Source organism: Rhodococcus sp. NPDC057014 (assembly GCF_042673295.1).
GTDB lineage: Bacteria > Actinomycetota > Actinomycetes > Mycobacteriales > Mycobacteriaceae > Rhodococcus_F.
The window spans coordinates 1-14,623 of sequence record NZ_JBHUSF010000230.1 but is presented as its reverse complement, the minus strand read 5'-3'; the positions used below and the strand labels follow the sequence as shown (position 1 = coordinate 14,623).

At 67.3% G+C, this 14,623-nt stretch carries 11 protein-coding genes; 7 read left to right on the top strand and 4 right to left on the bottom strand.

Going from position 1 to position 14,623, the window contains the following annotated elements; translation table 11 throughout:
• Positions 1 to 2,388, bottom strand: a 2,388-nt coding sequence (locus ACFTZB_RS32230) for an FAD-dependent oxidoreductase (protein WP_378437800.1), incomplete at its 3' end; no start/stop codon positions are given.
• Positions 2,389 to 2,750: 362 nt separating this feature from the next.
• Between ACFTZB_RS32230 and ACFTZB_RS32225 the strand changes: the two genes are divergently transcribed.
• The gene (locus tag ACFTZB_RS32225) at positions 2,751 to 3,551 is read left to right on the top strand and encodes an IclR family transcriptional regulator (RefSeq protein WP_378437797.1); all 801 of its coding nucleotides are present in this window, start codon (positions 2,751 to 2,753) and stop codon (positions 3,549 to 3,551) included.
• Positions 3,552 to 3,559: 8 nt separating this feature from the next.
• Here the strand turns inward: ACFTZB_RS32225 and ACFTZB_RS32220 are convergent, their stop codons facing one another.
• Positions 3,560 to 4,738: an NAD(P)/FAD-dependent oxidoreductase gene (locus tag ACFTZB_RS32220; protein ID WP_378437795.1), complete on the bottom strand. Its 1,179-nt coding sequence runs from the start codon at positions 4,736 to 4,738 to the stop codon at positions 3,560 to 3,562.
• Positions 4,735 to 5,079 carry a bifunctional 3-phenylpropionate/cinnamic acid dioxygenase ferredoxin subunit gene (locus tag ACFTZB_RS32215; RefSeq protein WP_378437793.1) on the bottom strand — a complete coding sequence of 115 codons (345 nt, stop codon included), beginning with the start codon at positions 5,077 to 5,079 and terminating at the stop codon, positions 4,735 to 4,737. The genes ACFTZB_RS32220 and ACFTZB_RS32215 overlap by 4 nt, the downstream gene beginning before the upstream one ends.
• Before the next feature lie 199 nt (positions 5,080 to 5,278).
• On the opposite strand from ACFTZB_RS32215, the gene ACFTZB_RS32210 reads away from it, so the two are divergent.
• From ACFTZB_RS32210 to ACFTZB_RS32185, 6 genes are all read left to right on the top strand, one after another.
• Positions 5,279 to 6,091 carry an IclR family transcriptional regulator gene (locus ACFTZB_RS32210; protein WP_378437791.1) on the top strand — a complete coding sequence of 271 codons (813 nt, stop codon included), beginning with the start codon at positions 5,279 to 5,281 and terminating at the stop codon, positions 6,089 to 6,091.
• 379 nt (positions 6,092 to 6,470) lie between these two features.
• A complete protein-coding gene (locus ACFTZB_RS32205; RefSeq protein WP_378437789.1) occupies positions 6,471 to 7,631 on the top strand; it encodes an aromatic ring-hydroxylating dioxygenase subunit alpha in 1,161 nt (386 codons plus the stop codon).
• On the top strand, positions 7,628 to 9,253 hold the full coding sequence (locus ACFTZB_RS32200) for a BCCT family transporter (protein WP_378437787.1): 1,626 nt from the start codon (positions 7,628 to 7,630) through the stop codon (positions 9,251 to 9,253). Before ACFTZB_RS32205 ends, ACFTZB_RS32200 begins: the two co-directional genes overlap by 4 nt.
• Entirely contained in the window at positions 9,250 to 10,770 is a 1,521-nt protein-coding gene (locus ACFTZB_RS32195; protein WP_378437785.1) for an aldehyde dehydrogenase family protein, read from the top strand. Before ACFTZB_RS32200 ends, ACFTZB_RS32195 begins: the two co-directional genes overlap by 4 nt.
• Positions 10,771 to 10,826: 56 nt before the next feature.
• Positions 10,827 to 12,395 carry an APC family permease gene (locus ACFTZB_RS32190; RefSeq protein WP_378437783.1) on the top strand — a complete coding sequence of 523 codons (1,569 nt, stop codon included), beginning with the start codon at positions 10,827 to 10,829 and terminating at the stop codon, positions 12,393 to 12,395.
• Complete coding sequence (locus tag ACFTZB_RS32185) at positions 12,392 to 14,014, top strand: GMC family oxidoreductase (RefSeq protein WP_378437781.1); 1,623 nt, start codon at positions 12,392 to 12,394, stop codon at positions 14,012 to 14,014. Before ACFTZB_RS32190 ends, ACFTZB_RS32185 begins: the two co-directional genes overlap by 4 nt.
• On the opposite strand, the gene ACFTZB_RS32180 is transcribed toward ACFTZB_RS32185, so the two are convergent.
• On the bottom strand, positions 13,995 to 14,623 hold a 629-nt coding region (locus ACFTZB_RS32180; protein ID WP_378437779.1), incomplete at its 5' end, for an alpha/beta hydrolase family protein. The genes ACFTZB_RS32185 and ACFTZB_RS32180 overlap by 20 nt on opposite strands.

Sequence of the window (14,623 nt, the reverse complement as noted above, 5' to 3'; positions counted from 1 at the left end):
GTATCCGATCTCCACCGCGGTGTCCACGGTCGCGGTCGCGGGAAGCCAGGCGTAGGCGATCGGCGCCCCGACCGTGTGACCGAACGCCGCACTCGTGACGTACCCCGCGGGTTGTCCGTCGACGAACACCGGCTCGTGGCCCAGGACCACCGACGTACGGTCGTCGATCATGAGGCACGCCAGGCGCCGCTCCACCGTCTCGTCGGAGACTCCGTCGAGCGCGTCACGCCCACGGAAGTCGCCCTTCTGCAGCCGGACCGCGAAACCGAGACCGGCCTCGTACGGGTTGTGCTCGGTGGTCATGTCGCTGCCCCACGAGCGGTAGCCCTTCTCCATCCGGAGGCTGTTGAACGCGGCGCGGCCGGCGGCGATGACGCCGTGCTTCTGCCCCTCCGCCCACAGCAGATCCCACAGGCGCAGACCGTTGTCGGCGGACGTGTACAGCTCCCAGCCGAGTTCGCCCACGTACGACAGCCGCATCGCGGTGACGGGCACCCCGCCGATCCGGACCTGCTTCGCGCGGAAGTACTTGAAGTTCTCGTTCGAGAAGTCGTCGGAGCTGAGCGCCTGCACCAGATCCCGGGCGCGCGGACCCCACAGCCCGATCCCGCACGTCCCGCCGGTGACGTCCCGGATCTGCACACTGCCGTCGTCCGGGGACTGCCGGCGGAAGTAGTCGAGGTCGAGGTTGCCGTTCGCGCCGACCTGGAAGACGGTGTCGGACAGCCGCGTGACGGTGAGGTCGCTGCGCACGCCGCCGGCGTCGTCGAGTGCCAGCGTGTAGGTCACGGATCCGACGGACTTGTCCATCTTGCCGGTCGTCAGCCGATCGAGCAGGGCCAGCGCGCCGGCGCCACTGATCTCGAGCCGCTTCAGCGGTGTCATGTCGTACATCGCCACCGACGTGCGGGTCTTCCAGGCCTCGGCCGCTGCGATCGGCGAGTGGAACATCGCCGCCCACGGCTCACGGGCCGGTGGCTGCCACTCGGCCGGAAGGTCCTGCACCAGATGGGCGTTGGCCTCGAACCAGTGCGGGCGCTCCCAGCCGGAGCTCTCCAGGAACACGGCGCCGAGTTCCTTCTGGCGAGCGTGGAAGGGACTCACCCGCAGATCGCGGGGAGACTCCTTGGGCTGCAGCGGGTGTAGCACGTCGTAGATCTCGACGAAATTCTGCTGCGACGTCTCACTGACGTAGTCGGGCGCGAGCTGGATCTCCTCGAACCGGTGCACGTCGCAACCGTGCAGTTCGACCTCGGAGCGGCCGTCGACGAGCAGTTGCGCGACCGCCCGGCCGACACCGGCGGAGTGCGTCACCCACACTGCCTCGGCGATCCAGAACCCGGCGACGTCCGGGGACTCGCCGATGAGCGGTCCGCCGTCCGGGGTGAACGAGAAGACCCCGTTGAATCCGGCTTCCAGTTTCGCGGATTCGAGGCACGGCAACAGCAGCTTGGACTGCTCCCACGACGGCGCGAAGTCCTCTTCCGTGAACGGCAGCATCGACGGCATGTCGGATGCGGAGACGTCGTCGCTCTCGTCCAGGTCGCGCAGGTTCACCGGCATCGGGCGGTGGGCGTACGTGCCGATGCCGAGACGGTCGACATGCTCGCGGAAGTACAGATCCTGATCCTGATGGCGCAGGATCGGGAAACCCGCCTCGGCGAGTTCGGTGTTCCGTCCGACGAGTTCGGGGATCTGCTCGGTTTTCGCGTACTGGTGCGCCAGGGGCAGCAGCGGGACGTCCATGCCCACCATCGCGCCGATGTCGGGACCCCAGAAGCCTGCGCAGGACACCACGATGTCGGCGGGGATCACGCCGTCCGCGGTCGCGACGCCTGTGACCTTGCCGCCGCTCTGCTCGATGCCGATCACCTTCGTCGAACCCTGAAACACGGCGCCACGGGTCTCGGCGCGCCGGGCCAGCGCGACGACGACACGGGACGCCTTCGCGAGGCCGTCCGTTTCGACGTACAGTCCGCCGAGCACTCGCTTCTCGTCAAGCAGCGGGTGCAGCTTCGCGCACTCGGCCGGGTCGAGGACGGCGCCCTCGATGCCCCAGGATGTGGCCCAGCCCTGCTTGCGGTGCAGGTCGGCGAGGCGCTCGGGAGTGGTGGCCACCTCGAGTCCGCCGAGCTGGTTGAAGCACCACTCGCCGTCCACGTCGAGTCCGACGAACTTCTCGACGGTGTACCGGGCGAACTCTGTCATCGTCTTGGACGCGTTCGTCTGGAACACCAGGCCCGGTGCGTGTGACGTGGATCCTCCGGTGAGCGGCAGCGGTCCCTGATCGAGGACCGTGATCCGATCCCAGCCCCGAGCGGTGAGCTCGTCGGCCAAATTCGCGCCGACGATGCCGGCTCCGATGATCACTACGCGCGGTGACCCCATGATGGTCCTCCTGATTGGGTGGGTGCCTGTGTGTGGCGAGGTACGGGTGCTGCCGCTGTCGCGGCGGGCGGGAGATTCGAGTTTCGGCGCGGGCTCGAACGGCGCCGGAGAGAACTGTGAATTGCGAAACGGATCGGCCGATCGGAACCATTATCGGCAACTGATATATCAACACATTAGGTCCGGCAGAGTAAGGGGGTCAACCCCGAATTGCGGGTAACTCCTTGATGATCGAGTAGGGAAACGGCGAATAATCCCCGACTTTTCGGAGAAATGCGCACCGGAGCGGCCGGCGGTGGCGCGGAACAGGGTGTGGAGGGAGATAACCGTCGCACGATGATGTCGCCTATCCTGAAGTCGCGATGACTGAATTGGACGAGAACTCGAACGGCGATCGGAGCCGGCCGGCCGGCGCTGTGCAGTCAGTGGACCGCGCTCTGGCAGTACTCGAAATCCTCGCCAGGCTCGGTACCGCCGGCGTCACGGAAATCGCCGAGGAGCTGGGCGTCCACAAGTCGACCGCGTCGCGCCTCGTCGCTGTCCTGGACTCGCGGGGCTATGTTTCGCAATTGAAGAACCGGGGGAAGTTCCAGCTCGGGAATTCGATCGTCCGCCTGGCCCGCACTGCGACGCCGGACGGCGATCTGGTGCGGCAGAGTCAGGAATTGTGTGCCGAACTGGCGGAAACTGTCGGCGAGAGCGTCAATGTGTCGATACTCGACGGCAATCGCTCGGTGAGCATCGTCAAAGCGGACGGCCCGTCCGGCGTCGGTACCAATACGTGGGTGGGGCAGAGCAGCCCGGCACACGCGACGGCGAGCGGAAAACTGTTGCTGACGGAATTGTCCGACAGCGAAATCGCGGAGCGTGTGGGAGAAAGTCCGATCGCTCTCACGACCGAGACGCTCACCGATGTGTCTGCCCTCGTGGAATCGCTGAATTCCATCCGCGAACGGGGCTGGGCGGAGTCCGAGGAGGAACTCGAACTCGGGTTGAATGCGGTGTCCGTCCCGATTCGCGACTACACGGCGAAAATGATTGCGGCCCTGAGTGTGTCCGGCCCCGCCTACCGACTGCTGCCGGAACGGTTCGAGGACGTCGCACGCGCCGCGCTCGACACCTCCCACAAGATCAGCAACCGCCTGGGCTACGCGGTCACGTAGCGCCGGCATCAGGCCCGCGACCTGGCGAGTTGCTTCTTGTACCGAGTGAACAGCCGGGGATTGTTCATCGCGAAGACGCCGACGGTGTCGCCGTCGCGGTCGTAGGTGGCCACGAACGTGCCGGTTCCGGGGTCGCCGTCGACGAAGCGGACCTCGTCGGTGCTGTGCCTCGTTCCGGCGAACTGCAGCATCTTGCCGTACTGGTGGGACCAGAAGTACGGGATCGCCGCGGGCCCGGACGGGGTGGCCATGATGGTGTCGGCCACGGTGGCCGCCTGGGCGACGGCGTTGCTCCAGTGCTCACTCCGGTGATGGACCTGGTGGGTGTCGTCGAAAGTCCTTGCGCAGTCGCCGATCGCGTACACACCGGGGAGATTCGTGCGGCACGACGAGTCGGTGAGGAAGCCGTCGTCGATCATCAGTTCCGAGTCGCACGCCCACTCGACGTTGGGGACGGCCCCGATTCCGACCACCACGACGTCCGCAGGCAGGACTGTTCCGTCGCTGAGCCGGACGGCCTCGACCGCGTCGTCGCCCAGCAGTGCGTCGACGACCGACCCGGTGAGAAGCTGGACACCGTGTGCGGCGTGCTGTCCTGCGCAGATCGCCCCGAGCTCGATGCCGAGTGGACCGGCAAGGGGTGTCGGCGAGGCCTCGACGACCGTGACGTGCAGGCTCATTCCGGCCGCACTGGAGGCCACTTCCGCTCCGATGAAACCGGCTCCCACGATCACCAGATTCTGCGCCCGTGACAGCGAATCGCGCAGGGCGCGCGCGTCGTCGACGGATCTGAGCGTGTGGACGCCGGCGAGACCGAGGTGCCCGGGCAGGGTCCGGGCACGCGCGCCGGTCGCAACGACCACGGCATCGGCGTCGAGGTAGGACCCGTCGTCGAAGGTGACGCGGTGGAGCCCGTCGGGGGAGCGAACGAGGCCGGTGGCCGTGCTGTTCATCCGCCATTCGACGTCGAGGGTGTCGTCGTCGCTGTTCATCAACAGCAGGTCCTCGTCCGTCACTTCGCCGGTGAGGAATTCCTTCGACAGGGGTGGCCGGTCGTAGGGCAGGGACTGTTCACTGCCTGCCACGACGAGGCGGCCGGTGTATCCCTTCTCGCGCAGCGCGCGCACCGCCGACAGTCCGGCGAGTGAAGCGCCCAGTACCGCAATAGAATTCGGGACAGTGTTCATCTTGTGTCGCCCTTCTGTTCGAGATGGAGCAGCACGGTGCCGTCGACGATCGACACGTCGTGGGTGCGGACTGCGATTTTGGCCGGCGGGCCCGACGGCACTCCGGTGCGGAGGTCGAAGCATGCCTCGTGGAGCGGGCACTCGACCGTGCAGCCCTCGACCCAGCCGTCGGCGAGGGAGGCGTCCTGATGGGTGCAGGTGTCGTCGACGGCGTACAGACCGTCGGAGGTGTGGAAGACGGAGATGGGAGCCATTCCCGGCGGCGTCACCGTGACTACTTCGCCCACGGGCAGGGTGATGAGTTCGCACACGGCGAACGGTGTGGTGCCGGGGTGGGTCACAACTGGGGAATCGTTATCGAGAATCACTCGATACCTCCGGATGCGTCGGGAAGGAGGGGCAAGTTGTGGAGCAGTTGTTGCGCTATGCGCGACGACTTGCAAGCTGTGCAACACAATGCTCTCCGGTGCTGCCCCGCGGTGTCAAGCATTCGCGTGTAAAAACTGCGTTCCGGAAGTCGGTGGGCATAACCTCGGGGGCATGAGTGAATCCGAGGCGACGGCATCGGCGGCCCAGGGCGCGGAAGGGAAGGCGAAGACCGTGCACGCCGTGGAACGTGCCATCGACGTGCTCGAGATCGTTGCGGCGGAGGGCCGGGTCGGGGCCACGGAGATCGCCGTGCGCCTCGGCGTGCACAAATCGACCGTCTCACGCCTCATCGCATCGCTGCAGCAACGCGGATTCGTCGAGGAAGCGGGCGTCCGCGGCAAATACCAGCTCGGATTCGCGGTGGTGCGATTGGCCGAGGCCACGGTCGCGCAGAGCGGCCTCGTCGAGGTCGCGCAGCCCGAGTGCGACCGCCTGGCCGACGCGTTCGGCGAGACGGTCAACCTCGCGGTGCTGGACGGTGCGGCAACGCTCAACGTGCTCGAGGCTCGCAGTGATCGCCACGTCGCGCTCCGCACGTGGGTGGGTCAGGTCACCCCGGCGCACGCGACCGCGACCGGCAAGGTCCTGGTCTCGGAGATGACGTCGGGCCAGCTCCGCAGCAGGCTGGGCCCGCGATTGAGCGCGCTCACGCCCAACACCATCACCGACTTCCATGCGTTCGACGTCGAGCTCGAGCACGTGCGGTCGCGGGGGTGGGCGTCCACGGCCGAGGAACTCGAAGCGGGGCTCAATTCCATCGCTGTGCCGGTGCGAAGCAGGGTCACCAACCGGATCGTCGCGTCGATCTGTGTGTCCGGCCCGGAATACCGGCTGGCGCCCGATCAGTTCGAGGCGGTTGCGCTCGAAATCGCCGACGCGGTGGCGCGGATCGAAGCGCAGCAATCCGTCGACGCGGGTGACTGACGGCCCGGAAGTGGCTCTCCCTCAACGCAGGACGAACCGATAGTCCGGTTTGCCCGGGTTTCGGCGCCGCGTGGTTAACGCGGTGTTTCGGTCGTGTCGCGTGTGCGAAAGAAGTGTCGAATGTGATGTTTGACACGTCCGCCGGCGACGGTCTAAGTTGTCTAAATCGCATAGCGTTGCTGATGACGCAACAATGCTGACGCCGCGATGACTCGGCGGGAACAGCTGTCCGCTGTTCGAACGATCGTCGCGGATCGGGCACCCATGTCGTCACACTCGGCAACGATGCCCTTGCGATCTGCGCCCCATTCGCACACAGACACCAGGTCACAGCCCCGACCGAACGCATCTTTCCCGTAACGAAAGAACGGTGACATCTATGTCCGCTCCGGACGTCCAAGCCCCCGCGCCCGCCCCGGCACTGATCCCCACTCTGGGGGGTCGCTACTACACCGACCCCGACATTTTCGTGAGCGAGCAGGAGAACGTCTTCGAGGCGATGTGGTTCTGCGCCGCCCGCACCGCTGATCTCGCCGACGCCGGCGCGTTCAAGAAGGTCACCGTCGGCAGGGAGAGCGTCCTCGTCGTCCGCGGCCGGGACGGCGCCCTGCGGGCGTTCCTCAACATCTGCCGGCACCGCGGCGCCATGCTCTGCACGGAGGACGAAGGTCAGGTCCGGCGGAACCTCCAGTGCCCGTACCACGCGTGGACGTACGGACTCGACGGCAAATTGGTCGCCGCACCGAACATGGCCGCGCTGCGCGACGAGACGGGAGCCGACATCGACCGGGTGCGGTACGGACTGGTGCCGGTCGCGCTGCGCGAGTGGCTGGGTTACGCCTGGGTGTGCCTCGCGGACGAGCCGCCGTCGTTCGAGGACGAGGTCATCGGCTCCGTCACCGAACGGCTCGGCGATCCGGCCGCCATCGATCGGTACGCGATCGGAACCCTGGAGCTCGGCCGCCGGATCACCTACGACGTCGCGGCCAACTGGAAGCTGATCATCGAGAACTTCATGGAGTGCTACCACTGCGCCACCATTCACCCGGAACTCACCGAGGTGCTTCCGGAGTTCGCGGACGGCCTTGCCGCACAGTACTTCGTGGGGCACGGTGCCGCCTTCGGTGACGAAGTCGAGGGCTTCACCATCGACGGAAGCGGCGGATTCGAGGCGTTGTCCGGCATCAGCGACGATCAGGACCGCAAGTACTACGCCATCACCGTCCGGCCGCAGGTGTTCGTGAACCTCGTGCCCGACCACGTCATCTTCCACCGCATGTACCCCATGTCCGCGGACCGCACCATCGTGGAATGCGACTGGCTGTACGCGCCGGACGTCACGGCGTCGGGACGCGACGTCTCCCGCTCGGTCGAACTGTTCCACCGCGTCAATCAGCAGGACTTCGACGCGTGCGAGCGGACGCAGCCGACGATGTCGTCGAAGGCCTACCGCGACGGTGGTGTGCTGGTGCCCGCGGAGCATCACATCGGCGAATTCCACGACTGGTTACTGACCCGGCTGGGTGGGGACGCGAAATGACGTACGCCGGCGAGCAACCGAGGGTGATCGACCCTCCCGACGTGCAGGCGCCGGAACAGGAGCGTCCGGCACCCGCTCACGCCCCGGCGCGGCGTGGGGTCGACAAGGTGGTGTTCGGCGCCGCGGCGGGAGTCGGGGTGGGCATCATCCTGTGGGGCCTGCTGGCGCCGGAGAACCTCGCGCTCGTGTCGAACGCGGCCCTCGGGTGGCTCGTCGCCGACCTGGGGTGGTTGTTCATCACCGCGGCCACCGGGTTCGTGCTGTTCTCGCTGTTCCTGGCGTTGTCGCGGTACGGCCGGATTCCGCTCGGCAAGGACGGGGAGAAGCCGGAATTCCGGACGGTCAGCTGGATCGCGATGATGTTCAGCGCCGGCATGGGGATCGGGCTGATGTTCTACGGCGTCGCCGAACCCCTCGCTCACATGGTGAGTCCGCCGCCCGGGACCGACGGCAGCGCCGGGTCGGCGATGGCCACGACGATGTACCACTGGGGGCTGCACCCGTGGGCGATCTACGCGGTGGTCGGATTGTCGATCGCCTACGGCTCCTACCGGCGGGGCCGCAAGCAACTCATCAGCTCTGCGTTCGTTCCGCTCCTCGGCCGTCGCGCCGAGGGGGCGGCGGGCAAGGTGATCGATGTGCTCGCGATCATCGCGACGATGTTCGGCACCGCCGCGTCGCTCGGCCTCGGTGCCCTCCAGATCGGGTCCGGGCTCGAGATCATCGGCTGGATGGGCGAGGTCGGCACGTTCGCCCTGGTGGCCCTCGTCGGATTGCTGACGTTCGCGTTCGTTGCCTCGGCGGTGTCCGGCGTGGCGCGGGGAATCCACTGGTTGTCCAACATCAACATGGTGCTGGCCATCGTGCTGGCGGTCTTCGTGTTCGTCCTCGGCCCCACTGTGCTGATCCTCAATCTGCTGCCCACCACCATCGCCGACTACAGCGCGCAACTCGCGACGATGTCGGGTCGCACCGCCGCGAGTGCCGGCGACGACACCGCGTCGTGGCTGTCGTCGTGGACGATCTTCTACTGGGCGTGGTGGGTGTCCTGGACCCCGTTCGTCGGCATGTTCCTGGCCCGGATCAGCCGTGGCCGCACCATCCGGCAGTTCGTCATCGGTGTGATCGTCATCCCCACCTCGGTCAGCCTCGTGTGGTTCGCGGTATTCGGAGGATCCGCCATCGGGGTGCAACGTGACGGCACCGATGTGGCGTCCCAGTCGTCGACCGAGGGACAGTTGTTCGGAATGCTCGACCACCTGCCGCTCGCCGGTGTCTCCACCGTGCTGGTCATGGTGCTGGTGGCATTGTTCTTCGTCTCCGGCGCCGACGCGGCATCGCTCGTGATGGGCACCCTGTCGGAGCGAGGGACCCGGCACCCGAGCAAGCGGATCGTCGTGTTCTGGGGCACGCTCACCGGCGGCACCGCGGCGCTCATCCTCTGGACCGGAGGCTCGGACGCCCTTCAGGGGCTGCAGACGATGACGATCATCGCGGCCGCACCGTTCCTGCTGGTCATGATCGGACTGTGCGTCTCGCTGTACCGGGACGTCTCCCGTGATCCGCTCATCGTCGGCCCAACGAAAGAATCTGCACACGAAAGGGTTTCGGACACACTATGAAGATGTCGGCGCTATCCGCTGATCTCGACGTCCAGAAATTGTTCGGCACGGTGAATTTCATCGCGGGGGAGTGGGTGGCTGCGACATCGGGACGCACCCGCGACTGCATCGACCCGGCAACCGGGAACGTGATCGCCACCGTCGACGAGGCGTCGCCCGAAGACGCCGGGCGAGCAGTACGGGCGGCCCGGGCGGCCTTCGACGCCGGGGACTGGCCGGAAACCCCGGGCGCCACGCGATCGTCGCTGCTGTCGCGTATCGCCGATCTCCTCGAGCGCGACAAGGAGGAGCTGGCGCGCATCGAGACGGTCGACACCGGTAAGACGCTGGTGGAGAGTCGAATCGACATCGACGACGTAGTCTCCGTCTTCCGGTACTACGCCCGGCTGGCCCTCGTCTCGAGCGACCGCGTCGTCGACGTGGGTGACCCCGCCGTCGTCTCCCGGGTCGTCCGCGAACCGATCGGGGTCTGCGTCCTCATCGCACCGTGGAACTACCCTCTGCTGCAGATCTCCTGGAAGGTGGCACCCGCACTCGCTGCCGGCTGCACGATGGTGCTCAAGCCCAGTGAAGTGACGCCGCTGAGCACGATCGCGTTCACGCGGCTGATCGAGGAGGCCGGTGTGCCCGCCGGGGTGGTCAACCTCGTGCAGGGCAGCGGCGCCGACCTCGGACCCGCCCTCACCGACACCGGCGACGTGGACTTCATCTCGTTCACCGGCGGACTCGCCACCGGCACCACCATCCTGGAGACGGCCGCGAAGCACGTCACGAAGGTCGCCGTGGAACTCGGCGGTAAGAATCCGCACCTCGTCTTCGCGGACGCCGACTGGGAGTCGTCGGTCGACCAGGTGCTCACCGGAGTCTTCCTGCATTCGGGGCAGGTGTGCTCGGCCGGGACGCGCCTGATCGTCGAGGAGTCGATCGCCGACGAGTTCGTCGCCGCGCTCGTCTCGCGCGCCGAGGCCATCCGCGTCGGCCCGGGACTCGACCAGGCCAGCGAGACCGGACCCCTCGTGTCGGCGGCGCAGCGCGACAAGATCGAAGCCTATGTGGCACTGGGTATCGCCGAGGGAGCGACGCTCCGGACGGGCGGCTCCCGGCCCGCCGATCCCGCGCTGGACGGCGGCAGCTACTACCTGCCCACCATCTTCGACCACTGCGACCGCACGATGCGGATCGTGCAGGAGGAAACGTTCGGGCCCATCCTCACCGTCGAGCGGTTCACCACCGAGGAGGACGCGGTCCGACTCGGCAACGACACCGAGTACGGCCTCGCCGCCGGGGTCCGGACGTCGGACGCCGCCCGCGGCGAGAGGGTGGTGCGCCGTCTGCGTCACGGAACGGTGTGGCTCAACGACTTCGGCTACTACACGGCGGCGGCGGAGTGGGGCGGATTCAAGAAGTCCGGCAACGGACGCGAACTCGGGCCCGCCGGGCTCTCCGAATACCAGGAAGTCAAACACATCTGGAACAACACGACCTCACCTCTCGCGGGGTGGTTCACCGCGACCTGACGTGCACTCGGCAGGGCGCGCGAGCAGACCCCCTCGACTTCTCAGGAAGTGATCGAATGACCAGACCCGACAACACGACCGGCGATCAGGACAGTGGACTCGAGGATTTCGGATACAAGGAGTCCCTCGATCGCAGTATCGGCAAGTTCGCGAGTTTTGCTGCGGGCGTCAGTTACATTTCCATTCTGACCGGCACTTTCCAGTTGTTCTACTTCGGTTTCGGTACGGCCGGGCCCGCATATTTGTGGTCGTGGCCGCTGGTGTTCCTCGGCCAGCTCTCGGTGGCACTGTGCTTCATGGAGCTCGCCGCCAAGTATCCGATCGCCGGCTCCGTGTACAACTGGGCGAAAACGCTCGGCAGCAGAGTGGTGGGGTGGTCGGCGGGCTGGCTGATGCTCACCGCGTCGATCGTCACCCTGTCGGCCGTTGTGCTGGCGCTGCAGCTCAATCTGCCGCGGCTGTGGAGCGGCTTCCAGATCGTCGGCGACGGCACCGGGGAACACGACTTCGCCACCAACGCCGTCCTCCTCGGGACCGTGATGATCGGCTTCACCACCGTCGTCAACGCGCTCGGTGTCCGCCTCATGGCGATGATCAACAGCGCCGGGGTGTTCATCGAACTCATCGCCGCGGTGCTGATCGCGATCATCCTCGCCGCCAACGCGACCCGCGGCCCGCAGGTATTCTTCTCCACCCACGGCTACGGCGCCGGCGAAAGCGGAGGCTATCTCGGTGCGTTCCTGGTGGCCACTCTCGCGTCGGGATACGTGATGTACGGCTTCGACACCGCGAGCTCGCTGGGCGAGGAGACGGTCGAACCCCGCCGCACCGCCCCCAAGGCGATCCTCCGTGCGATCCTCGCCTCGTTCGTGATCGGCGGCGCGATCCTCGTGTTCGCCGTGATGGCGGCCCCCGACCTGGACGATCCGAAGATCGGCGCATCCGACGGCAGCCTGCAGTACATCGTGGAGCAGGTGATGTGGGGACCGCTGGGCACCATCTTCCTGATCTGCATCGTGATCGCCGTGACGGTGTGCTCGCTGGCGGTGCACACCGCCGCCATCCGGCTGACCTTCGCCATGGCCCGCGACAACGCACTCCCGTTCGGTGAGCGGCTTGCCCGCGTTCACCCGAAGACGCGGACACCCGTCGTGCCCGCGGTGACGATCGGAGTGGTGGCCGCGCTGATCCTGGTGGTCAACATCGGCCAACCGCACATCTTCACCGTGCTGACCTCGATCGCGATCATCATGATCTACCTCGCGTACCTGATGGTGACCGGCCCGATGCTGAAGCGGAGGCTGCGCGGCCAGTGGCCGCCGCGGGACCTGAAGGAGGGCGGCTACTTCACGATGGGCAGATGGGGTCTGCCCGTCAACATCGTCGCCGTGGTGTGGGGAATCGGCATGGCCGTCAACCTCGCCTGGCCGCGCGAAGCCGTGTACGGGGAGCCTTGGTACAACACCTGGGGTGCCTTCGTCTACATCGGCGTCATCCTCGGGCTCGGACTGCTGTGGTACCTCACCACCGGCCGGCACCACATCGGAACGTTGACATCCCACTCCGTGGCCGCCGCACCGGCCGCACCGCAATCCGAACCGATCGACAAGGAGCTTGCCCGATGACCGAAAGTGAACTGCGAGGCACTGCACTGGAATTCGACTACGTGATCGCGGGTGGCGGCAGTGCGGGGTGCGTCCTCGCGGCCCGCCTGAGCGAGGACCCGTCGGTGACGGTGTGCCTCCTCGAAGCGGGACCGTCGGACGTCGGTGACCGCAACATCCTCGAGTTGTCGCAGTGGATGCACCTGCTCGACTCCGGGTACGACTGGGACTACCCGGTCGAGCCGCAGGAGCGGGGCAACAGCTTCATGCGGCACGCCAGGGCCAAGGTGCTCGGTGGCTGCTCGTCGCACAATTCGTGTATCGCGTTCTGGCCGCCGGCCGAGGTGCTCGACGACTGGGAGGCGATGGGGGCGTCGGGGTGGGGTGCACGCGACATCCTGCCGTACGTCGGCCGGCTGGAGAACAACGACGCCCCCGGTGACGGCCACGGTCGCAGCGGCCCGGTGCGGTTGCGCGACGTCCCCCCGAACGATCCGTGCGGCCGCGCTGTCCTCGACGCTGCCGCCGCGGTCGGTCTGCCGACCGTCGCGTTCAACCGCGGCGGAACGGTGCTGAACGGCGCGGGGTGGTTCCAGATCAATGCGTCCGAGGACGGCACCCGGATGTCGTCGTCGCACGCCTACCTGCACCCGATTCTCGGGACCCGCCCCAACCTGGAGGTCCGGACCGGCTGCTGGGTGAGTGAGATCCTGTTCGACGAACAGCAGACGGCGACGGGCGTGCGCTACCAGCGCCCCGATCTGACCGGGTACGACACGGTGTCGGCGCGACGCGAGGTGATCGTCACCGCGGGCGCCATCGACACTCCGAAACTGCTGATGCTCTCCGGCATCGGTCCGGCGGGGCATCTCGCGGAGTTCGGCATTCCCGTCCGCGTCGATTCGCCCGGGGTCGGCGCCAACCTCGACGACCACGTGGAGGGCCTGGTGTTCTGGGAGGCGTCCCGGCCGATGGTCACCGAGTCGACGCAGTGGTGGGAGATCGGACTGTTCGCGACGACCGAGGAGGGGCTGAACCATCCGGACCTGATGATGCATTACGGCAGCGTGCCGTTCGACATGAACACCCTCCGGTGGGGCTATCCCACCACGGACAACGGTTTCTGCCTCACCCCGAACGTCACGCAGGGCCGTTCCCGCGGAACGGTGCGGCTGCGCTCGCGCGACTTCCGCGACCGCGCGAAGGTCGATCCCCGGTACTTCACCGACAGCGACGGCCACGACGACCGAGTGATGCTGTTCGGGGTGAAGCTGGCCCGCACGATCGCCGAGCAGAAAGCGCTGCGCGGGTGGATCGCCCGTGAACTGGCGCCGGGACCGGATGCGGTGACCGACGACGAGATCCTCGACTACATCCACAAGACCCACAACACGGTGTATCACCCGGCGGGCACGGCCCGCATGGGCGGCGTCGACGATCCGATGGCGGTGCTCGATCCGGAACTGCGGGTCAAGGGGGTGCGGGGACTGCGGGTGGTCGATGCGTCGGCGATGCCGAAACTGCCGCACGTCAACCCGAACATCACGGTCATGACGATGGCCGAGCGTTGCGCGGACCTGCTGCGCGGTCGCGCGGGGGCCGGGCTGCGGTCGGCGGTGTCTACGCTGTCCGAGGTCTGATCCGGGCATCGATGGCCCCGGCGATCCTTCGCCAGATCTCGCTCGCGGGATCGATGACGGCGAAGTGATCGCCGGGCCCCTCGGTCAGGGCGACGTCGTCGGGCATCTTCGCCGCGGTCGCGTGGTACTGCCTGGTCATCTCCAGCAGATCCGGTTCGTCGCCCACGGCGCACGCGACGAGTTGCGGGACGCCGAGCGGCAGCCGATGGAGCGGCGACGACCGCTCGTACGCCGCGTGGTCTTCGGCCCAGCGGCCGCCGACGGCATGCGCGACCGCGCCCTCGCCGAGTCGGCGTTCGTCGGCGAGCCGCAAATTCAGCACCCCGGCGAGGCTGACCGCCAGCGCCGGGCGTACCGCCGCCTCGTCGGCGGCGGCATCGGCGGCGGCGCGCAGGGCGAGCTGACCGCCGGCCGAGTGGCCGAGGATCACGACGCGCCCCGGATCGACGTCCGGGACGGTCCCGGCGGCCTGCAGTGCGGTGGCGACATCGGACGTCATCGCCGCCCACCTCTTCTCGGCGGGGCGTCGGTACTCGACGTTCCACGTCACGTACCCGCGGGCCGTCAGGTCCACCGCCAGACCGTCCATCAGGTCGAACTCCCAACGGG

Excerpts from the sequence above, each read along its gene's own strand:
- ACFTZB_RS32220 (WP_378437795.1), bottom strand. The coding sequence starts at position 4,738 with ATGAACACTGTCCCGAATTCTATTGCGGTACTGGGCGCTTCACTCGCC.
- ACFTZB_RS32210 (WP_378437791.1), top strand. The coding sequence starts at position 5,279 with ATGAGTGAATCCGAGGCGACGGCATCGGCGGCCCAGGGCGCGGAAGGG.
- ACFTZB_RS32190 (WP_378437783.1), top strand. The coding sequence starts at position 10,827 with ATGACCAGACCCGACAACACGACCGGCGATCAGGACAGTGGACTCGAG.
- ACFTZB_RS32185 (WP_378437781.1), top strand. The coding sequence starts at position 12,392 with ATGACCGAAAGTGAACTGCGAGGCACTGCACTGGAATTCGACTACGTG.
- ACFTZB_RS32200 (WP_378437787.1), top strand. The coding sequence starts at position 7,628 with ATGACGTACGCCGGCGAGCAACCGAGGGTGATCGACCCTCCCGACGTG.
- ACFTZB_RS32205 (WP_378437789.1), top strand. The coding sequence starts at position 6,471 with ATGTCCGCTCCGGACGTCCAAGCCCCCGCGCCCGCCCCGGCACTGATC.
- ACFTZB_RS32225 (WP_378437797.1), top strand. The coding sequence starts at position 2,751 with ATGACTGAATTGGACGAGAACTCGAACGGCGATCGGAGCCGGCCGGCC.
- ACFTZB_RS32195 (WP_378437785.1), top strand. The coding sequence starts at position 9,250 with ATGAAGATGTCGGCGCTATCCGCTGATCTCGACGTCCAGAAATTGTTC.